This is a genomic window from uncultured Ruminococcus sp., from assembly GCF_934476685.1.
In the GTDB taxonomy this organism is placed as follows: domain Bacteria; phylum Bacillota; class Clostridia; order Oscillospirales; family Ruminococcaceae; genus Hominimerdicola.
In genome coordinates this window covers 1-21,670 of the sequence record NZ_CAKSNX010000012.1, presented here as the reverse complement: position 1 = coordinate 21,670, position 21,670 = coordinate 1, and the positions used below count along the sequence as shown (strand labels likewise).

Annotated in this window: 14 protein-coding genes; 6 read left to right on the top strand and 8 right to left on the bottom strand. The window is 43.6% G+C overall.

Features of this window, described 5'->3' with window-relative positions:
* Positions 1-5: 5 nt before the first annotated feature.
* Positions 6-695, top strand: a complete 690-nt coding sequence (locus Q0E19_RS10045; RefSeq protein WP_294409345.1) for a SprT family zinc-dependent metalloprotease — start codon at positions 6-8, stop codon at positions 693-695.
* A 72-nt stretch (positions 696-767) separates the two neighbouring features.
* Complete coding sequence (locus Q0E19_RS10040; RefSeq protein ID WP_294409344.1) at positions 768-1,169, top strand: MerR family transcriptional regulator; 402 nt, start codon at positions 768-770, stop codon at positions 1,167-1,169.
* 68 nt (positions 1,170-1,237) lie between these two features.
* Here the strand turns inward: Q0E19_RS10040 and Q0E19_RS10035 are convergent, their stop codons facing one another.
* On the bottom strand, positions 1,238-2,326 hold the full coding sequence (locus Q0E19_RS10035) for a TraB/GumN family protein (RefSeq protein ID WP_294409343.1): 1,089 nt from the start codon (positions 2,324-2,326) through the stop codon (positions 1,238-1,240).
* A 359-nt stretch (positions 2,327-2,685) separates the two neighbouring features.
* Here Q0E19_RS10035 and Q0E19_RS10030 point away from each other — a divergent pair, with 359 nt between their 5' ends.
* Together Q0E19_RS10030 and Q0E19_RS10025 are read left to right on the top strand one after the other, a co-directional pair.
* Positions 2,686-5,565 carry a hypothetical protein gene (locus Q0E19_RS10030; protein WP_294409342.1) on the top strand — a complete coding sequence of 960 codons (2,880 nt, stop codon included), beginning with the start codon at positions 2,686-2,688 and terminating at the stop codon, positions 5,563-5,565.
* A gap of 166 nt (positions 5,566-5,731) precedes the next feature.
* Complete coding sequence (locus Q0E19_RS10025; protein ID WP_294409341.1) at positions 5,732-7,069, top strand: sodium-dependent transporter; 1,338 nt, start codon at positions 5,732-5,734, stop codon at positions 7,067-7,069.
* A 38-nt stretch (positions 7,070-7,107) separates the two neighbouring features.
* Here Q0E19_RS10025 and Q0E19_RS10020 read toward each other — a convergent pair whose 3' ends face one another.
* Both Q0E19_RS10020 and Q0E19_RS10015 read right to left on the bottom strand, forming a co-directional pair.
* Positions 7,108-7,635: a VanZ family protein gene (locus tag Q0E19_RS10020; protein ID WP_294409340.1), complete on the bottom strand. Its 528-nt coding sequence runs from the start codon at positions 7,633-7,635 to the stop codon at positions 7,108-7,110.
* Positions 7,632-8,987 carry a CCA tRNA nucleotidyltransferase gene (locus tag Q0E19_RS10015; RefSeq protein ID WP_294409339.1) on the bottom strand — a complete coding sequence of 452 codons (1,356 nt, stop codon included), beginning with the start codon at positions 8,985-8,987 and terminating at the stop codon, positions 7,632-7,634. Before Q0E19_RS10015 ends, Q0E19_RS10020 begins: the two co-directional genes overlap by 4 nt.
* 80 nt (positions 8,988-9,067) lie before the next feature.
* Between Q0E19_RS10015 and lnt the strand changes: the two genes are divergently transcribed.
* Complete coding sequence (lnt, locus tag Q0E19_RS10010) at positions 9,068-10,594, top strand: apolipoprotein N-acyltransferase (protein WP_294409338.1); 1,527 nt, start codon at positions 9,068-9,070, stop codon at positions 10,592-10,594.
* Here lnt and Q0E19_RS10005 read toward each other — a convergent pair.
* The 3 genes from Q0E19_RS10005 to Q0E19_RS09995 form a co-directional block, all read right to left on the bottom strand.
* Positions 10,578-12,686: a glycoside hydrolase family 36 protein gene (locus tag Q0E19_RS10005; RefSeq protein WP_294409337.1), complete on the bottom strand. Its 2,109-nt coding sequence runs from the start codon at positions 12,684-12,686 to the stop codon at positions 10,578-10,580. The two genes, lnt and Q0E19_RS10005, sit on opposite strands and share 17 nt — an antisense overlap.
* A gap of 3 nt (positions 12,687-12,689) precedes the next feature.
* Positions 12,690-13,898 (bottom strand): bifunctional phosphopantothenoylcysteine decarboxylase/phosphopantothenate--cysteine ligase CoaBC, encoded by a 1,209-nt coding sequence (gene coaBC / locus Q0E19_RS10000; RefSeq protein WP_294409336.1) that lies wholly within the window; start codon positions 13,896-13,898, stop codon positions 12,690-12,692.
* A gap of 144 nt (positions 13,899-14,042) precedes the next feature.
* Positions 14,043-15,503: an LCP family protein gene (locus Q0E19_RS09995; protein WP_294409335.1), complete on the bottom strand. Its 1,461-nt coding sequence runs from the start codon at positions 15,501-15,503 to the stop codon at positions 14,043-14,045.
* 387 nt (positions 15,504-15,890) lie between these two features.
* Here Q0E19_RS09995 and Q0E19_RS09990 point away from each other — a divergent pair, with 387 nt between their 5' ends.
* Positions 15,891-19,619, top strand: a complete 3,729-nt coding sequence (locus Q0E19_RS09990; protein WP_294409334.1) for an EAL domain-containing protein — start codon at positions 15,891-15,893, stop codon at positions 19,617-19,619.
* Between the two features lie 53 nt (positions 19,620-19,672).
* Here Q0E19_RS09990 and Q0E19_RS09985 read toward each other — a convergent pair whose 3' ends face one another.
* Positions 19,673-20,722 (bottom strand): NAD-dependent epimerase/dehydratase family protein, encoded by a 1,050-nt coding sequence (locus Q0E19_RS09985; RefSeq protein ID WP_294409333.1) that lies wholly within the window; start codon positions 20,720-20,722, stop codon positions 19,673-19,675.
* Between the two features lie 15 nt (positions 20,723-20,737).
* Positions 20,738-21,454 (bottom strand): IspD/TarI family cytidylyltransferase, encoded by a 717-nt coding sequence (locus Q0E19_RS09980; protein WP_294409332.1) that lies wholly within the window; start codon positions 21,452-21,454, stop codon positions 20,738-20,740.
* Between the last annotated feature and the right edge of the window lie 216 nt (positions 21,455-21,670).

The following is a 21,670-nucleotide window of genomic DNA, read 5'->3' as shown; positions in this document are numbered from 1 at the left end:
TTTCTTTGCCTAAATACAGTACATATATAATAACAAAAAGCGGAGAACGGCTCGATTTTATCCTCGACTGTGCTCAGCGGAAAAAATATGCCCTTGCTATCAGCGAGGGTAAGCTTACTGTGAGAGCGCCAAAGAATTATTCCACCGCTCAGATAATGGATTTTCTTGATGAGAATATCCAGTGGATAAAAGCGAACCTTGCAAGATCGGCTGAAAAAAGCGGACTGCCGCAGACTTTCAGCGACGGCGAAAAGATACGGCTGCTGGGGGAAGAACTTGTTATAACCTATGTGCGCTCCGACAGATTTTTCCCTGCAAGGAAAGATGACGGCAGGCTGCTGGTGGCAGTATGTGAGAACAGCGATAATAACTATGTCAGAAAGCAGGTCATGGACTATATCATAGAGCTTGCCCAGAATGAGGTAAGGGAGAGCATGGACAGGCTTACTGCGGAAATGCAGCTTTACCCTAAAAAAGTTACTCTGAAAGATCTAAAAGCAAGCTGGGGGCGGTGCAGCTCTGACGGCAGGATATCTATAAATTATAAGGTCATAACCTTTCCGAAAGCCTATGTTGACTATGTTTGCATACACGAGCTTTCGCATCTTGTGCATATGGATCACAGCAGCCAGTTCTGGACGCTTGTGGGAAGGTACTGTCCCGATTGGAAAAATATTCGCCAGAATATGAAATAGGTACTTGACATGGAGTGTACTCCATAGTTTATAATGTGAACGTAAGATGATCTGAAAGGAGGGCGAAAAGCTATGACCATATCTGAGGCGGCAAATAAGTACGGTCTGTCACCGGACACTCTGAGGTACTATGAAAGGATAGGACTTATCCCTCCTGTACCGAGAACTGCCAGCGGACTGAGAAATTATGATGAAGAATCCTGTGGTTGGATAAACTTTATCAAGTGCATGAGGGGAGCAGGTCTTCAGATCGAGGCTCTTATTGAGTATGTTGAGCTTTATCAGCAGGGCGACAGCACTATTGAGGCGAGAAAAAATATTCTTACCGAGCAGAGAAAGATCCTGCTGGAGAAACGTGCTGAGATAGACAAGACCATAGAGCGTCTTAACTATAAGATAGAGCATTACGGTGCGATCGGCTGTAAGGTGGGCGTGAAAAAAGAGTCTGAAAAGTCAGACGAAGAAAATCAATAGGATCAATAGCAAAAGGCGGTCACAATGTTGCTGTGACCGCCTTTATTTTATATGTATATATGTATATATTAGTATTTTACCTGTTCTACTGTGTAACCGTCCTTTTCAAGAAGGTCGATTATTCCGCCCTCGCCCACATAGTGTGCTGCGCCGACAACGTAGAATACGTTCTTTCCGTCGCTGAGAAGTTCCTTTACGGCATTCTCCATTGTAACGTTTCTGTCTGTTATCATTGTCTTGTAGTATTCATCGGAAAGCTTCTGATCCTTTTCAGAAAGTTCCTCTGTGTCCTCTTCGTCAGTGTTGAGTTCAACTATCTTGTCCACATCACCCGTTCTCCATGCCTCGTGGAGTTCGTCAAGTGACTTTACCTGAGTATCCTTTGTTTCACCCTTGAGTAAACGGAAGGTAAGGTCATATATATCCTCTGAATAATTCATAAGCAGATCCATCTGGAAGTCAACGGATTCTACTTCATATATTTCCTTGTTATTATCATGTGCAAGTTCAAGGAAGTGTGCGTCTATGCCCAAATCAGCTTTGAGATCTGAGAAAAGGATAGGGAGCGAATCTGTAACGTTTGCCACTGCCCAAGGCTTGTATGTGTCATACATAGCCACGTTCATACCGTAAGTTTGAAGATAATCTGAAAGTGCATTGTATCCCTCTTCCGAGATGTGATCTTTGAGGGTATCACCGTTGTCAAAGGTCATTTCTTTAAGAAGAGCCGCCTGAAACGTAAGGTTGTTTGTTGTGGTGGTGTCGCACTCAACAGCAAGGATATCTGCGCTGTCGAAAGCGTCTGTTATCTTTGCAGGAAGAGGATAGTCGCTGTCGCTGAGGGCGTGCATTGAGCCGAGCATTGTTATCTGTGCGCCGTTGTCAGCGGTAACTATCCACATTGCAGGGGTTATGTCTGATGGTTCTGTGTTCTGATCTGCCGCAGAAGAGTCTGACGTGCTGTCAGAGCTTTCAGTCTGTGCCGCAGAACTTTCGGCTGCGCTTTCCTCAGCTGCGGAGGAAGAACTCTGCACCTCAGAAGTTACAGCAGTATCTGATGACGAGTCGGCGGAGTCTGTGCAGCCTGTCATCATAACAGCGCATACTGCTGCGGCGCATACGGCACTTAAAAATTTTGTGCTTGTTGTCTTTTTCATTTGTTTCTTTCCTTTCATATGTACATAACGGCAGTGCAAAACGCAAATAGCTGCGGTGTACTGCCTTAAAAGTATATCATATCCCATTGTCATTTTCAAGTGTTTGGTGACTTGTGCATTATTTTTTGTATAAATTACATAAATGCAACTTAATTAAAACATATATATAATTTCAACTTTTCCTCCTGCGCAAGCGGCTTGCTGCGTGGGTGAAAATATGTCAAATGCCACAAAAAACGGTGGGCGGAATTATAGATACTGTTAGTTTTAGCGTTGAAATATTGAAAATGTGAAATAAATATGTTATAATATTTTTTATTGAAAGTTTTTCCGAAAAAAGCATTTTTGGAGGTATTAGAATGAAAAAAATTATAGCGGGGATATTGGCTGTCGTGCTGACCTGTTCGGCTGCGGCCATCCCAATGGGAAACGGTGAGTCACCAGCAAAGGGGATCACAGCGTCTGCTGACGCATACTATAATGCAGTTACGCTGACGCAGGATATGACTATAAACGGAGATGCAGTCTTTGAATCGGATCTTAATCTTAACGGTCATACCCTTACAGTAACAGGCGATATGTTCATCACCGGCAGCACATTCAAGCTCAACGGCGGTACGCTCAACGTAAAGGGAAGTCTGTATTTTCAGAAGGTCCTTACTTCACAGCTTACAGATCTTTCTGTAACTACTGTTGTAACAATGACCAATGCCGCAGATCGGATCAACGTTGACGGAGATTTTATGTGGGACGTTGAAAAGACTACCGCATATAACAGCAGCTCAAAGTTTACCGCAGGCGTTATCACAGTAAAGGGCAACTTTACCGATGAGGCAAATTCCAGCGTTTCGTGTATCAGAGCGTCAGGAACACATAAAGTCGTTTTCGCAGGAAACGGCAGACAGGAGCTTAACCTTACGGGCTGGAGCTATCTGAATATAATCGACACACAGAATAATCAGGGACAGTATATCGCAGCAACAGGCAACTTCCATTTCAAGGGACTTGCCAGAGATATGACTATAAATTCAGAGGACGCTACCATAAAGGGCGTTTACTGCACAGGCAAGAATCTCACTATAAACGGTGATGTAAAGCAGGAAGGCTTTATCGAGCTTGCAGGCGGAAAGCTCACTATAAATGGTACGCTCAAAAGTTATAACGGCAAGATAAATCCTGCCGGCGGAACATTGGAGGTAAAGAACGATCTTTATCTCAGATATGATTACGTTTCAAACGGCATAACAAAGTACACAGATTCGTCAACATGGTTCTCCATGACAAATGCAAACGATAAAGTTATCGTAGGCGGAAACTATCTCCACAGAGGTTCAAGCTCCTTTGTAAGCAAGCTTACGTCGGGTACATTCAGCGTGGGCGGCAATTTTACGGATATATCTTCTACCTCAGGCGGAAGCTTTGTTTCATCATCGGCTTTCAAGCTGCTCCTCAACGGATCGGGTTCACAGAAGATAACCACAAATGCCTATACAACGATAAGTCAGCTTGAGATCCAGAACCCTTACAGCAGGGAGATAGGATTCAAGGGCGGAATGAAGGTAACAAAGCTTGCAAGCGACGCAGTATTTGCCCCTGAAAGCCTTACAATAAATCAGCTGGCTGTAAACGGACATGATGTGACATTCAACGGCGACGTAAAACAGGCTGTAAATATCGACCTTGCAGGAAAGAGCATGACAGTAAAGGGTGATCTTGTTGCGTCAAAGGGAACGATGACGCTTAACGGCGGTAAGCTTTCTGTCAGCGGTGATTACAGACTTCAGAACGAGAGCAGTACAACTGCATCTACCGCAAGCTCTGCCATAGCTATGAAAAATTCTGCTGATGTGCTTAATATCGGCGGAGATCTGCTGCTGAACACTTCAGCTTCAAGCACTATGACAGCAGGTACGCTTTATCTCGCAGGCAATATGACAGATATGAGTACAAATGGAGTTTTCAAGGCTTCATCATCACATAAAACCGTGCTTAACGGCAGCGGCGCTCAGAGCATAGATCTGCCAAAGGGTACGTTTGCAACTCTCCAGCTTACAAAGGCAAGATCAAATTATACTTTTACAAAAGATCCTTGCTGGGTAACTCTCATTACAGTTGAACCTGTTGTAAAATCTATCTCTCAGTGTACAGTATCGCTTTCGCAGACCTCATATACATATGACGGAGCGGCAAAGCAGCCGACTATTACAGTTAAGGACGGCAGCACTACCCTTACAGCAGGCAAGGATTATACTGTATCTTACAGTTCAAACGTTAATGCAGGTACAGCGACAGTGACCATAAACGGCACAGGAAACTATAACGGCAGCGTAAGCAAAACGTTCACCATTTCACAGAAGAATATTTCTCTCTGCACAGCAGAGCTTTCACAGACCTCATATACATATGACGGAACAGCAAAGCAGCCTACCGTTACAGTAAAGAACGGCAGCACAGTTCTTAAAGCAGGCACAGATTATACTGTATCTTACAGCTCAAATGTGAACGCAGGAACAGCTGTGGTAACTATAACAGGTAAGGGCAATTTCAGCGGCAGCGTTCAGAGAAACTTCACCGTTGCACCGCAGGATATGTCTAAATGCACAGTTGTGGTATCAACACCGAGCAACTATTTCAGAGGCACAAGAATAAAGCCGCTTGTTACGGTCAAGATAGGTAATACAGTGGTAGATCCTTCAAACTACACTCTCAGCTATACAGATAACCTTATGGTAGGAACTGCAAAGGTGACTGTAAAGGGAAGAAACAACTATACAGGCTCAACAGTACAGACTTATGAGATAGTACAGCGTTCTATCGGCAACTGCGATATAACTCTTTCTCCGTCAAGCGCAGACTTCACAGGCGAGAGAATAAAGCCGGAAGTATCGGTAGTATGCAACGGCGCAGTGCTTTATAACGGAAACTATACAGTTTCATATTCAAACAACCTTTCCGCAGGTACGGCTACCGTTACCCTTACAGGAAAGAAGAATCTCAAAGGCACAGTGACAAAAACATTCAAGATAAATCAGCGTTCTGTAAATAACTGCCACATCGTTCTGACGGCTGATCCGTCTAATGCAAATAAGCCGACAGTTGCAGTAATGGCAGGCGACAACGCAGTTTATAAGGGAAACTATACAGTAAAGTATACCGTAGTTTCAAATAACCTTGTGAACGTTACAGTTACAGGCACAGGAAATCTTAAGGACAGCTGTACAGTAGCTTACTATCATTAAAGCTTTGCAATGTATGAAAAATAAAGGAAATAGACTGCTGCAAAACGCTGCGGCAGCCTGTTTTTTTATGTTCTGAGGATAACCATAAAAAAACACTTGCAGTATAGGGCAAATCATGTTATAATATAAAAATATATATCAAATAAAAATTTTCGGAGGTAAAAATATGGAGAATAAAAGCGGATTTTCCAGCAGGCTCGGTTTTGTGCTTGCCGCCGCAGGCTCAGCAGTAGGATTGGGCAACCTGTGGAGGTTCCCTTATCTTGCGGCAAAATACGGCGGAGGTATTTTCCTGCTTGTGTATCTTATACTGGCGGTAACGTTCGGCTTTACTCTTATGCTGACAGAAATAACTATTGGCAGAAAAACAGGAAAAAGCTGCGTTGACGCTTTCGGTATGCTCAACAAGAAGTTTTCGTTTATAGGCTATCTCGCTGCGCTTGTGCCTATAATCATTTTCCCTTACTACTGTGTTATCGGCGGCTGGGTAACAAAATTCCTTACCCTTTTCGCAACAGGCGGAGGAAAAAGCGCCGCTGCCGATGAATACTTCGGCGGCTTTATCGGACAGACAGGTCAGCCGCTGGTCTTTCTGGGAATATTTATGGCTGTAACTACCGTCATCATTCTTGCGGGAGTTCAGAACGGGATCGAAAAGGTCAGCAAGGTGCTTATGCCTATGCTGGCGGTAATGACCGTGGGCATAGCAGTTTATGCGCTGACTATCCCAGGAGCAATGGACGGATTTGTTTATTACCTTAAACCGAATTTCAGTATGTTTTCTATAAAAACTGTTGTAGCGGCTATGGGACAGCTTTTCTATTCCATGTCACTTGCAATGGGTATCATGATAACATACGGCTCATATATGAGCAAGGAAAACGACCTTGAAGGCTCTGTAAGACAGATAGAGATATTCGATACCTGTATCGCATTTATGGCAGGCATTATGATTATCCCGCCGATATTTGCTTTCTCAAACGGCGATACATCAATGCTCCAGCAGGGTCCGACGCTTATGTTCGTTATCCTTCCTAAGGTCTTTGCGTCAATGCCGGGCGGACAGATAGTAGGCGCAGTGTTCTTTGTACTTGTGTTCCTTGCAGCTCTGACATCTTCCGTTTCGCTTATGGAAACTGTACTTTCTGTAATTCAGGATAAGTTCCATATAAAGCGTACCATAGGCTGCATACTCATTCTTATAATATCGTTCCTTATCGCAATACCGTCTGCACTCGGTTATGGCGAACTCAGCAGCGTTCAGATACTGGGCAGAAGCTTCCTTGATTTCTTTGACTTTATAAGCAACAATATCCTTATGCCGATAGTGGGACTTTTCACCTGCATATTTGTTGGATATATCGTAAAGCCTGCCTGCATCGAGGAGGAGATAAATATCTCAGGAAAGTTCAAGAGCAAAAAGCTCTACACCGTTATGATGAAGTATGTTGCACCTGTATTTATGGTCATCATTCTTGTTTCTTCACTTGTGGGATACGTTTAATATTTCGGAAAATAACAAATAATAAAACATCGGAAGGTTCAGTTCTGACCTTCCGATGTTTTTGTCTGTCTGAGTTTATTTTCTTTTATTATCCTGTGCGCTTCCAAAAGCATGACCGCAGCAAGAATAATGAATGCTCCGAGAGTGCCGCCGCACAGGTCTATTATCACGTCTGAGAATTTTCCTGTCCTGTCGCTGATAAAAGTCTGATGAAACTCGTCTGTGCAGGCGTAGAGAAAAACAAAGCTTATCGAAAAAAGAAAACGCAGTGACTTGTATCTGACGGGGAAAAATGCCGCAAAGGCAAGCGCCCCAAGCAGAGTGTATATTGAAAAATGTGCAGCTTTCCGCACAAGCACAGTAAGCATATCCTGTATCGCCATTGCTCTGGCAGGTTCAAGCAGGTCTATGTCTGGGAAAAATATCCTGCATATAAGGTCTACTATCCTGCTGCTCTGATAGGTCGAATCCTCACCGTTGTTTGATGAAAACCAGAATATCACAGCGCATACCGCCGCAAGCAGGGTATATCGTATGATTATCTTTCCTGCGCTTAATTTTTTCATTTTGTGTTCTCCTTAATGTAGTCTAGTATCTCTTTCTTTTCGTTTGATATTATCTCTTCTGTCACACCGCTGAGGGCGAGGTCAAGCGCTTCGCCGACAGCCTTTCCGCTGTATCCCTCTTCTATAAGATCTTTGCCGCTTATGGCAAGGTCTTTTATCTTTAAACAGCAGTTTTCCGCCATTATCTCATCGGCAACTTCTTTAAGCCTGTCAAGCTCGGCAAGCTTTTCTTTACGCATATAATCTGACTGAGCAAGGGTGTCCGCACGTCTGACCTTGAGCCAGTCGCAGAAAAAATCATAGCTGTATTTTGAAAGCATTCTGCGGACAGGTCTGCGTTCGGCTGGTATGCGGTTATCATGTTCCCATATAAGATCAAAAACACGCTTTTTTGTGGCTGTGGAGCTTTTCAGCCTTGTGAGTATATCTCTTGCAGCATATGCGCTGGCAAACTGGTGCTTTTTGAAATGATCTGTGCCGTTCTCGTCTGTACGCTTCATCTGAGGCTTTGCGATATCGTGCAGCAGCATAACAAGCCTTAGCTCTTCATCTGGCTCGATGTTTGAAACGCTGTGGCAAATGTGACCATAAACGTCATATATGTGGTGAGGGCAATGCTGCTCGCAGCCGAAATCGGGTATAAATTCAGGAATGATAACTGCAATAAGATCCTTGTATTCAAGAAGTATCTCTGTTGCATTTACTCCGCAGATAAGCTTTTTAAGTTCGACAAAAATGCGTTCTGCCGATATCTTTTCAAGCAGAAAAGCTTTTTTGCGCATTGCCTCAGCCGTCTTAGAGTCAATGTCAAAACCAAGAACAGAGGCAAATCTCAACCCTCTGATTATGCGCAGAGCGTCCTCTTCAAATCTTTTTTCAGCGTCCCCGACGCATCTTATTATCTTGTTTTCAAGATCTTCTCTGCCGCCGAAAAGGTCGGTCAGTCCCTCACTCTGATTATAGCACATTGCATTGACCGTAAAATCTCTGCGCTTCAGATCTTCCGAAAGTTCTCTTTCAAACTTAACGCTGACAGGTCGGCGGTGGTCGGAATATTCTCCGTCGCTGCGGAAAGTCGTTATCTCGACAGGCTCGCCCTCAGACATTACAGTGAGCGTTCCGTGCTTTAGACCTGTTTCTATGGTGTGATGATCTGAAAAGATCTCCTGCATTTTTTGCGGCAGACAGTCTGTGCAAACGTCAAAATCGTGGGGCGTTTTGCCGAGCAGGCTGTCTCTTACGCAGCCGCCGACTATGTAAGCCTTGTAACCATTCTCTTCAAGACGGCTTATGACCGCTGCGGCGTAGGAGGGGATATCTATTGTGATATTTTTTTTGCTTTTTTCGTTCATTTGTTATGTCAGTTCCTTCTTTTCAGCTGCAAATTTTCTGTATCGTTAATAAATATGCTGCGGACGGATAAAATAAGCGTATGAAAAAATTATCGAATGTTTTATCCATTAATAACTGTTGTAAATATGCAGTATGGCTGCTCATATTATCGGGTGTTTTCTGCGGACTTATTCAAGGACTGTGGAATATGCCCTTTGCCGCCCTTTTTGCATACTCGCCTTTGGTGTGTATGCTTGCCGTCAGCAGCGGAAAGCGTGAATTTGTCAAAAGAGCCTTTACATTTTTTCTGCCGTACTATGCAGTACAACTCTGCTTTCTCGTTACGGTTTACAATATTTCACCACTTAACACTGTGCTGAGCATTATCCTGCTTGTTTTAGCTGTGATATGCCTTATGCTGTGGGAAACCGCCCTTATGATTTTCCCACTTTGCTTCTTTTGGTGGGTGAAAAGCGGCAAGGTATGGGATATCATTATCATTTCTCTGCTCATATCGGGCGGCGAGTGGCTGCAGGAGCATATTTTTGTCCTTGCTTTCCCTTGGTCGGGGGTATGGCTCTCCGTTACGGATTCTCCGCTGCTTATGCAGAGCGCAAACCTCTTTGGAGCGAGATTTACAAGCTTTCTTATCCTTGCATTGAACGGCTCTCTGCTGTGGACTTTGTTTAAAGATGACCGCATAAGATCTGCCGCCGTACTTTCCTGCATAGCCATATTTATTTTCGGCTACGGATATTACTCCATAGGATATTCAAAAAAGCTTTCGGCAGATGGCAAAGAGATCAATGCCGTATGCGCACAGGACAACTGCGAGGGGGCATATAAGACCTCGCTTTCACCGAAAGACGCTGCCGCCGCATACGAAAAGATACTTGAAAAAGCGGAAATATCTGAGGCAGGCATAATACTCCTGCCCGAAACCGCCGTTCCTGATGATTACAGCGGTACGGCAGACACTTTTGAATATCTGCTGAAACTTTCCGAAAACAAAGACCTCACCATTGTTACAGGGGCATTTCTTATGTCGGAAAATAATGAATATAATGCCGCCGTTGCACTAAGAGGAGGAAAAGCTCTCTCCGCCTACTGCAAACAGGTGCTTGTGCCTTTCGGTGAAAGAGATCCCTTTGCTTTCCTCACAGATGAACCTACCCTCTGCCCATGCAGGGACGAAAGGCTGACTTCACCTTTGAACGCTGACGGAATGAAAATAGGCTGTGCGATATGCATAGAATCAATATTCCCAGCTATTTTAAAAGAGCAGACCGACAGCGGAGCAGAGATACTCTGCGTATCTACAAATGACAGCTGGTTCGGACGTTCTTTCGCAAGGGAACAGCATTACCGCCACAGCATAATGAGAGCCGTGGAAAACCGCAGGTGGCTGCTGAGAGCAGGAAACTGCGGTATCTCAGCCATTATCTCCCCATGGGGAGAACAGACCAACGTCCTCAGAGAAAATACCAAAGGTACAGTTTCGGGCAAAGCAATGCTCATAGAAAAGACTTCACTCTATTCAAAAACAGGTGATATTTTCGTTACCATGCCCGCCGCTGTGATATTAGCTGCCATAATAAGAAGATTCGGTGTCAGAACTCCAGCATAAAAAGTCTTGCAGTGTACTGCTTTTTCAGCTTTACTGTAACTGCTCCTGCCTCTTTGCTGTAACTGAAACTGTCCTCGCTGAATGACGGGTAAATGCAGGATATCTTTGCGTCCTTTCCCTTTAAAAATTCAACAGGCAGCACGCAGGTATCCTTTGAGCTTTCTCTTCTCCATACCGCAAGATAAGCCTTGTTTTGGCATTTCAGACCGAGGGATACCCATTCGTCCGAGAATTTTGAAAGTCCAAGACTCCAGAACGGCAGAGCAGTTTTTATATCATTCCTTATCTTCTTGTAAACTGAGATAGCCTCTTTTACAAGCGCCTTGCGTTCGGGTTCGATATAGCCGAGATGTCCGCTCTGATGTATTCTCAACAGCATTGCATTGACCATGTTGAAAACTACTTCTTCCTTGTCGCCCGATGTCATAGGATAAGACCATATAGCCGACTGTTCAGGGCAGAGGGCAGACGGGGAGTTTGCCGCAATGGTGCAGTATTTTCTGTAATCGTCCTGATCCGAGGTGGACTGGATAGAATATCTTGAAAGCATCGCATAGTCCATTCTTAGTCCGCCGCTGGAGCAGTTTTCTATGATAAGTTCGGGGTGCCTTGCAAAAACTCCGTCGAGCCATGCGATATATGCTCTCTCGTGACCGAGCAGGCCGTCGCCGAAGCTGTCGGCATTATGCTCTGTGCCGATACCGGGTTCAATATTGTAATCCATTTTTATATAACCCACGCCGTAGTCATTCACAAGCCTGTCTATGACCTTGTCGCAATGCTCCCTTACGGCAGGGTTTCTGAAATCAAGCTGATATCTGCTTCTGTCGAAAACTCTCTTGCCGTGGCGGGTAAAGAACCAGTCGTCAGGCAGCTTGTCTGCAATAGGGCATTTTATACCCATTACTTCGATCTCAAGCCATACTCCTGGGATAAGACCTTTTTTGCGTATGTAGTCTGTGACCTCACGCAGACCGTTCGGAAAACGCTTGCGGCTTTCCTCCCATTCGCCTACCCAGTCCCACCAGAAACCGTCAGCATACCAGCCTGCGTCTATGCAGAAATACTCACAGCCAGCCTCTGCGGCAGCGTCGATAAGCGGAAATTCCTTTTCAGCAGTAGGATCGCCCCAAAGGCAGTTCATATAATCGTTGAATATTACCGCAAGTCTTTTGTTGTCATGATTTTTTCTGCGGATAAGTCGTCTGTACTTTGTAAGTTCTCCTGCGGCTTCGTCAAATCCGCCCTTTACAGCGCATACTGCACATGGAACAGATGTAAAGCTTTCGCTCGGTTTAAGCTCCTTGCTCCAATGTGATTCTATCTCTGACGGACCAGACAGCTGGAGATAGAGATGTCCCTCCTGATCGGAGATCTCCCAATGCCATGAACCGTTGTTTTCGATCTGCCACATAAGTGCAGAGCGTGTTTCGGTATTTTCAAGATAACCCATAGGGATATATTCCTTTGCCGACCAGTTTCCTACGTTTGTTACGCCGAGGACCTTTGAGGAATGCTGATAATCGAGAGGCTGAGCAAGTCCAAGTCCAACCTGTTCAAGGCTGTAAAACTGCCATTGCAGTTCTCTCTGCCATGAGTTGTGGCAGATACCTATTTTAAGCTTTTCGTCCTGCGAGAGAAGTCCTTCTTTTTCTATTCCTGTCAGAGCGAAAGAGGATACATATTCCACAGTATAGCTTTCGCTGCCGTTATTTATTACCTCTGTCCAGCAGCGCACAGCGGAAGTTCCCGTATAGAACTGTAAATGTGAAACAGTTTCAAGTCCTGTCGGTTCGTCTATGCAGTATATCTCTATCTTTCGTCCGAGAGAGTTGTTCAGATCCTTTATGTCCTTGAACTTCATTCTGTAACCCGGAGCAGTAACGATATACTTGTTGCCGTGTCTTTCGCCTGCCCTGTCTATGCCGCTGACCTGTAATTCAACAAGCTTGAAACCTGTTGTGCCTGTTCTTGAATAAAGTGTTTTTTCATCAAAAGGCAGGGAAGAGAAGTGCAGAAGCCTTGGCTCATTGTTATCGTTTATTTCCAGTACAAGATATATCCCGTTTTCATATATATTTATTCTTTTCATTTGTCAGTTTCCTTTCTGCATAGCCGAGAGTGCGTCAAGTATTCTGTGGGCAGCCTCTTCCTTAGACATAAGCGGAAGTTCCTCTGCGCCGCCCTCTGTGATAAGCGTTATGACATTTGTATCAGTGCCAAAGCCTGCGCCAGCCGTTCTGAGAGAATTTGCACATATCATATCGCAGTTTTTGTTCGACAGCTTTTTCTCCGAATTTTTGATAACGTCATCAGTTTCCATAGAAAATCCGCAGATAAGCTGTCCCTCTTTCTTGTTTGCTCCGAGAGTGCCTAAAATGTCCTTTGTGCGTTTCAAAGGGATAGACATATCGCCTTCGGATTTTTTTATCTTGTGGTCTGCCGTCTGTGCAGGGGTGTAATCCGCTACGGCGGCAGCCTTTATTATCATATCCTGCTCACCGCTGAGAGAAGTTACCGCATTGAACATATCCTCTGCGGTAGTTACAGGAACATATCTTACAAAAGGCGGAAGAGTACATTCACAGTGACCTGCAACTAAAGTTACCTCAGCGCCTCTTAGCATTGCGGCCTTTGCAACAGCGCAGCCCATTTTTCCGCTTGAATGGTTAGTGATAAATCGTACAGGGTCGATAGGCTCGCAGGTAGCTCCTGCCGTAACAAGCACCTTTTTGCCCGAAAGATCCTTTTCGTATGCTATCTCCTTTAAGATATATTCAAAAAGCATCTCAGGCTCAGGCATTCTTCCGTCGCCGCTGTCGCCGTTGGCAAGCATACCCTTGTCGGGTTCGATCATCTCATAGCCGAATCTTTTCAGTTTTTCGATGTTGTCCTGAACGATAGGGTTGTGATACATATTGTGGTTCATTGCAGGGGAGATAAGCTTTTTGCATGGGCAAGCCATGATCGTTGTGGTGAGCATATCGTCCGCTATGCCGTTTGCTATTTTGCCGATCACGTTTGCAGATGCAGGGGCGATAAGAACAACGTCAGCCCTTTTGGCAAGCGCAACGTGTTCAACGCTGTACTGAAAATTTCTGTCGAAAGTATCTATAAGGCACTTTGTAGAAGTGAGAGTTTCAAAGGTAATAGGGTTAATGAACTGTGTGGCATTTTCAGTCATAAGCACCTGCACATCACAGCCGAGCTTTTTCAGCATACGGGCGAGGTTAGGCATTTTATAAGCTGCTATACTGCCTGTAACAGCCAGAACAACGGTTTTTCCGCTGAGAAGATTCTGCATATTTATCTGTCCTTTCATATTGAAGTCTGAATATACTATTAAATTTATTATACCACATTTTTTAGTATAATGCAACGCAGAAAAGGTCGCAGAGAATAAAAAAGCTGCCGCAGAAATTTACCTGCGGCAGCCAAAATAATGTGTTTATCCGTATATCTCGTCCCTGAGCAGCTGGCGGTAGCGGTCAAAGTCCACATCAAGAGTAGACTGTTCGTTGTGCGTGCCGTAGGTGTATGAATCATCATCCGGTATTCTCAGTGATTTCATTTCATATCCGAGAGAGAATATTCCCTTGTATGTCATTTTCAGCATCTCTGCCTTTGACATATTAGTAGTAAGATCGGAGCAGGCAGATCTCATAAACTTGTCGATAGTAAGCGGGTCTGAGGTCTTTACCTTGTCGATTATCTTTGTTATTACCTCACGCTGTCTTTCAGTTCTTTCAAAGTCTGAATTGCCCACATAGCGGAGTCTTGAATATGCAAGAGCCTGATTTCCGTTCATAAGTATCTTTCCGCCGCCTGAAAGGTAGTCTGTACCCTTTTCGTTGCCGAGTATCTTGTTCTGCTCGCCAATAGGCGCTCTCATTCCCTCAGCCTCTTCGTCGGTTACCTCTATCTCTATTCCGCCTATGGCGTCAACTATGTCAACGAATGAATAGAAATCAACATATACATAATTGTCCACCTGTATATCAAAGTTATACTCGATGGTGTCCATAAGCAGTTCAGCACCGCCGTAAACATATGCAGCGTTCATTTTGTCCCAGAAATCAACGCTTTCGCCGCTTGAATTCTTTCCGACTATCTCCACATACATATCTCTCATAAATGAAGTCATAGTTATCTCTTTTGTGGTTCTGTTCACCGACAGCATTATCATTGAATCCGTTCTGCCGTTGACATTTTCTTCTCTTGTATCAGAGCCGATAAGCAGGATATTTGTAACATTGCTGTCGTTCATAGAAGCGTTTGTGACAGTTCTTTCTCCGCTCTCTTTTATGTTCACCATTCCTATGTATCTGAGCAGAAGAAGGTTCAGCAGCAGGAAAAGCACTATTATAAGCACAAAAAGCACCTTGAAAAATGTTCTTATTGGGTGCGGATTGCGTGATTTTTTTTCGGAGTTTTTCACCTTTTTCGGTTTCTCCTTTGCTTTTGTATTTTTTGATCTGTTTGTGTTTTTAGAACTGCCCGACTTGTCCGAGCTGTTCTTTTTCGGTGTGTTCGAGCCGAATTTCAGGTTTTCGGGACGGTATTTTTCAGATGTTCCCGATGTTCTGCTGCGGCTCTGACCGCTCTGCCCCGAACGTCTTGTCTGCCCTGAGGACGAAGCCTGACGCTGAGGGTGAACATATTCTCTTTTTCCCAAATACTGACTTTCTGTATTTTCATTCATACTGTGGAACTGAAGATCAATATCATTGTCAGTCCCTCCCATAAGCCTGTTGTATTCCTCCAGCTGCCGCTGGTATTCCTGCTCATACTGATCTGCATATCCTCCAGAGTCGGATTGCATCGGGCGGTGAAGTACACCGTTCTCATCATAGTAAGGCTGCCCAGGGTATTCCTGCCTTGGGTTTGCGCCGTAATTTTTTTTATTCATTGTGACAGCCGTACAGTATTATTGCGTACAGCTTTGCCTCCATTTCGTACTTTAGTTGTATGATACCATACATCTTTTGATCAACTTCACCAACATTATATAACAGTTTTCGTGCCTTGTCAAATATAAGTCTGCCTTTTCGTTTATTTGTCACAAATATTTCAGCCTTTTAACAAATTGGCATCAAACGGATTTAGAACAAATCTTTAACAGAGTTGAAATAATGGTAAAAATGATGGGGAATCTATTGAAATTTGAGAACGGCCGTGTTATAATGTTTATTAATAATATGAAATTAAATGGCTTATTTGTGCATTTTGCTATAAAACGGCAGCCGCTGCGCAGGATATAAGTATCTTGTGATCTGGCTCTTGGGGAGGAATACATTTGGAAAAGCAAAGACCATTGATCGGTTTATTGATAAATGAAGCTGACAGAAATTATCTTAGCCGTGCCCTTTACTATATTCAGAAAGAGTTTTTTGCTGTTGATATGGACGTAGCTGTTTTCTCCACTCAGCTGACCAGAGGCGACGGTGATTATCTCGATCTTGAAAACGAGATATTCGAGCTGATAAATCCTGAATATCTTGACGGTGCTATCGTATTTTTGCAGTCGCTCAACAGCGAAAATATAAAAAGAAAAATAGTGGATAAGCTCAAGGGTTTCGATAAGCCTGTTGTTATCGCAGAGGTGGAAGAGGAAGGCTTTGACAGCGTTGTTTTTGACGACAGCGAGTGTACAAAGGTGATAACGGAGCATCTTGTAAAATGTCATGATGTAAAGAATATCATTTATGTGAGCGGTCCGAAAATGTCAGATTTCCATAACAGGATACTTGACGGCTTCAGAAGATCTTTTGCCGAGTATGACATAGTAATAGATGAAAATAATACATATCACAGAAAAGACTGGGAAGATGATTACGGCTCTGTTGCAGATGATATTATAAAAAAAGGTCTGCCCGATGCTGTTGTATGCTGCAGCGACTTTACTGCCAGCGCAGTTGTGGGCGAACTCTCCAAGAGGGGAGTGAGAGTGCCTGAAGATGTTATCGTTTCCGGTTATAGCAAGAACGAACCATATGTGGCTAATTACATTAATATCACGACTACCGAGAGAAGTCCTGAAAAAATGGCAAAAATAGTCGCACATAAGATAATAGCGGCTGTAAAAGGTGAAGAATATGAACCTGTCGGAGATATACCATCATGTAAACTGTGTACAGGTATGACTTGCGGCTGTGGTGAGATAAACTATCCTGCCCTTGCAAGATCAGCCATTGATAGTATGATACAGAACAGATGTGACGGCTTTGACTCATACTATAACTTTATGTCGGAAGAGCTTATTGCCGCTCAGGATTTTGAGGACTATCTATGGAAACTTGACTGGTATACATTCTATATCCCTCATCTCGAAAGATTTTGGATGTGTCTTAACGACCATATAATGCACAGCGAGGACAGTCCTGTACATTATACTGATAAAATGGATATGCCTTTTTGCAGAGCGAACGGAGTTGGCAATGTTGATTTCAACAGGAGCTTTGATAAAAAGCTTATGCTGCCCGAACTTTTTGAAAAGCGTGAAAAGCCATGTGCATTCGTTTTCATACCGCTGCATTTTTCTCACGTTAATTTCGGCTATACCGTGCTTTCTTTCGGCGACAGCGGAGCTATGTATGATATAACCCTTGCTAAGTGGCTCAGATATGTTACATGCGCTCTGGAAAAGCACCGCAGATATATGATCTACAATGACGCAGTTGTGGACGCTCAGATAAGAGATTCGCTGACAGGTCTGCTCAATATGAGAGGCTTTAAGCAGATAATGTCAAAACGCTGCGGAAAGTTCGACCGTGATGATAAGCTGCTGCGTATCATTTCCGTTGACGTGGAAAACCTTGGCGGAATAAACAACGCATACGGTTACAGCGAGGGCGACAGACTTCTTCAGAAACTTGCGGTCATTCTCAATAACTGCGCAGGTGATGAGGATATCTGCGTAAGAGTAAGCGGAGATGAGTTCATTATTGCAGGCATTATAGACGCTGCTGTGCCTGTGGACGAAGTTCCGCATAACCTTGAAAGAAATCTTAATGCGTATAATTCGGGAAATGACAGTGAGTATGGCATACATATATTCACATCAAGAGTTACTGCGCCTATAAATAATCCTGAGATACTCGACACCCTGCCTTATGAGGCGAACTATCAGCGTACCCTGACAAAGGATAATCATAATAAGTCGAGAAAGGTAGCCGCTGATGTCAAGGAAGAAGAGTTTGATCCTGAGGAAAGAAAGAATGTTTCAAAGCTGCTTAATGATAATCTACTCAAATATTGTTTCCAGCCTATCGTAGACGCAAGAACAGGTGAGATAGTGGCTTATGAGGCTCTTATGCGTTCCGCAGGGGAGATAAAGCTTTCGCCTGTGGCTATACTCAATCACGCAAGCGCTTTGGGCAGACTTATGGACGTGGAAAGGCTCACAATGAGCAATCTCCTTTCCTTCCTTAATGAAAATTCAGAGCATTTTGAGGATAAAAAGCTGTTCATCAACAGTATTCCGTCATGCACTCTGCCTGACAAGGATTTTGATGTCCTTTATTCAAAATACAGAGCCATTATGGATAAGGTAGTGGTAGAGTTCACAGAGCAGACTGAGGCTAACCATAATCAGCTTGAAAAGATACTTGAACGCAGCAAGAAAATGGGCTTTAAGATAGCCATAGACGATTATGGCACAGGCTATTCAAACATAAGCAATCTGCTGACCTTTATGCCTAACTGCGTCAAGATAGACAGAAGTCTTATAAATAATATCCATGAGGATAAGCGTAAACAGCATTTCACAAAGAATATCATAGAGTATGCGCATGACAATAACTTCTCTGTTCTTGCCGAGGGCGTTGAACGTTCTGAGGAACTGAAAACCGTTATTGATATGGGCATAGACCTTATTCAGGGCTACTTCACAGCCAAGCCGTCGGAGAAGCTTATAAAGAATATAGGCAGTGATGTTCTTACCGAGATAAAGGACTACAACAAGCTTGTTGAGAACCGTGTTGCAAGAAAGACCTATTTCACAGGAAACGAAACGCAGGCTTCACTTATGTCATTGGGATTTGACAATTACACCGATATATTTGTTGGCAGCAGCGAGTTCACCCTTGTTGGCAGCAGCGACTATATCTCCGATATCCTTATCCGTATCAAGGACGGAATAAACTGTAAGCTTAACCTTGTTGATGTTTCCATGAAGAACGAACACGGCGAATCTTGTATCCATATAGGAAACAACACAAAGCTGACTTTGAATATCAGCGGAAATGTTTCCATATCGGGCGCAATAACAGTTCCCGAAACTTCGTCTATCGACATTGTGGGTGACGGAACATTTACTATGTCATCATCACTTAACAATCAGAGCTACGGCATAGGCTGCGGAGTTGATGATTCATACGGAAATATCGGCATACATCTGAAAAACAGAATGTTTATCCATATCGACAGCGACCACTGCACAGCTATCGGCGGAGGATACAATAATTCAGGTTCAAAGATAATCATTGACACTCTGGATCTGGAGATAGAGCAGAGCGGTGTTGAGGTAATTGCGCTAGGCAGCTTTTATTCAAGTCCTATTGTAAGAATAAACAATACAAAGCTAAACATAAAGCAGCAATGTTCACAGGGCATTGGCATAGGAAGTATGAACAAGAGCCTTGACGTTGTTATGGAGGACAGCGAGCTGCACATTGACAACTCAGGCAATAAGCTTGGCGGAATTTGTGCGTACACCTCAAAATGCAGCAGCGTAAATATCGACCGCACAGTAGTTGATATAATGCTGAGAGGAAAAGACCTCCATGGAATAGGAACAGATGACGGAGAATTTGCTATAACGATGCACGAATGTGATATGAATATCGCCTGTAACGGTGCGGACGTAGTTGCAATGGGCAGTGATTCTGAAAACAGCACTATTGAGCTGTACAACTGCAACGGTGCTATCTCAGTCAAGTCTGATAACGGAAAGGATATTCTGGTCACAAAACCCGAAAATCTTATCCTTGATGAATGTGATATCACAATGGAAAATAACCCATAATAAAAAACAGGCTTTGATGCTTTTGCACCGAAGCCTGTTTTATTTGTAAATGTTTAATCGAGCGTTCTGATAATGTCGATAGTTCTTGTAAGTCCCTTTTTCATATCGTATGCAGCTGACCAGCCAAGTGAACCCAGCTTTGAGCTGTTAAGAGTAGCTTTTGTTGCCTTTGAATATCCTGCTTTTTCGGTTTCGTCAGGAAGATCGAAAACGACCTTTGTGCCTGCATAATCCGCCACGATAACCGCAAGATCTCTCAGCGAGATGTCTGAACCGTCATCTGCAATGTTGTAAGCCTCACCGCACTTTCCGCTGAAAAGACAGGTGAGTATTCCTGTTACAGCATCCGCAACATAGCTGTATGAATAGAACTGAGTACCCTCAGATTTAAGCACGATATCTTCTTCTGCACAGCCTTTCTTAATGAACTGTGAGATAGCCTTTGTGTCTGACATAAGCATTGTCGGACCATATGTCCTCGAAAGTCTTGGGATAACGATGTCAAGTCCTTTCTGACGTATATAAGCTTGACAAAGCGCCTCGCCTGCACGTTTGCCCTCCGGATAACCTGCTCTAAGAGTATTGCAGTCGATATAACCGCAGTAGTCCTCGCTGAACTTATCCGTATCACCTCTGTTTTCGCCGTACACTTCAACAGATGATGCGAAAACAAAACGCTCTGTGCCATGCTGTGCGGCAAATTCAAGAAGATTGTATGTGCCGAGAATATTTGTAGTTATAGTTCCGATAGGATCGCTTGCGTATGCAACAGGGTGAGTGTTGCTGGCAGCGTGGAAAATAAAATCGACTTTATCAGCAGCTATATCGATAGGCTTGTTTATGTCAGCTGATATGAATTTGAAAAGTCCGCTGTTTTCATATTCACCGAAACGCTTGTGAGCCTTTTCAGCATTTCTGCCCACTGCATAAATTGTGCAGTTAAGCTCAGGCTTGCTCATGATAACGTCGATAAGAAAGCTGCCGATCATTCCCGATGCGCCTGTGATAAGGAAAGATTTATTTTTAAGCTTTTCCCATTCAAAAGGCAGAGCAGCCGCAGCAGCTACATCTGATCTGTAAAGCTCGTTTTCAAGAAGATGCATTTTTCGTCACACTCCTTACTTGAGCCAGTTGTCCGTATCGGACTTGAGGTAAGCCTTGAACATTTCAAGATCGTCCTTTGTGGTGAGCTTGATGTTCTTGTCAGAACCTGCGGCAAAATACAGTCTTTCGCCAAGCTCTACCATCATTGTGTTTGTGTATGAAGAACCGTAAATACCGATCTCCTTTTCAAAAGCCTCGTGGTAAGCGCTGTCAAGCTTGCCGAACTTGTAAGCCTGCGGAGTGGAAACACGTCTGAGTGTTTCTCTCGGTATATATTTTACTGTTGAGATATCATCGTCAACTACAAAGATCTGCTCGTTGTATGGCATTGAAGTTACTGCGTTTCCGTACTTCTGACACTTTACGATAACGTCGGAAAGAACAGTTTCATCGACCAGCGGTCTGATACCATCGTGAATGATGATCGTATCGTCAGGGGAGCATTTGTCCTCAAGGTTGTAAACACCGTTTCTGATAGATTCCTGACCTGTTTCGCCGCCTGAGATGACCCATTTGAGTTTTGTTATATTGAACTGCTTTGCATATGCCCAGAGTATATCGTGCCAGCCGTCTATGCAGACAACTTCGATAGCGTCTATCTGAGGGTGTTTCTGAAAGCCTTCGAGAGTGTAGATAAGCACAGGCTTGTCATAAACGTTGATAAACTGCTTAGGGATATCCTGCCCCATTCTGTGACCTGAACCGCCTGCTATGATTACTGCAACATTCATTTTTTTATTCTCCTTTGGAAATTTTAAATATCAATATAGTTATACCTTTTCAAATATTATAACCGAAACATATAAAAACATTATAGCACACTTTACTTTGTTCGTCAACATTTTTGCATAAAACAGGGGGTATTGCAATAAATGTGAAAATTGCAATATAAAATGTCACCAAAGTTCAGAAGGGAGATTTAGTAAAAGTGACGCTTCAAAAGGTGA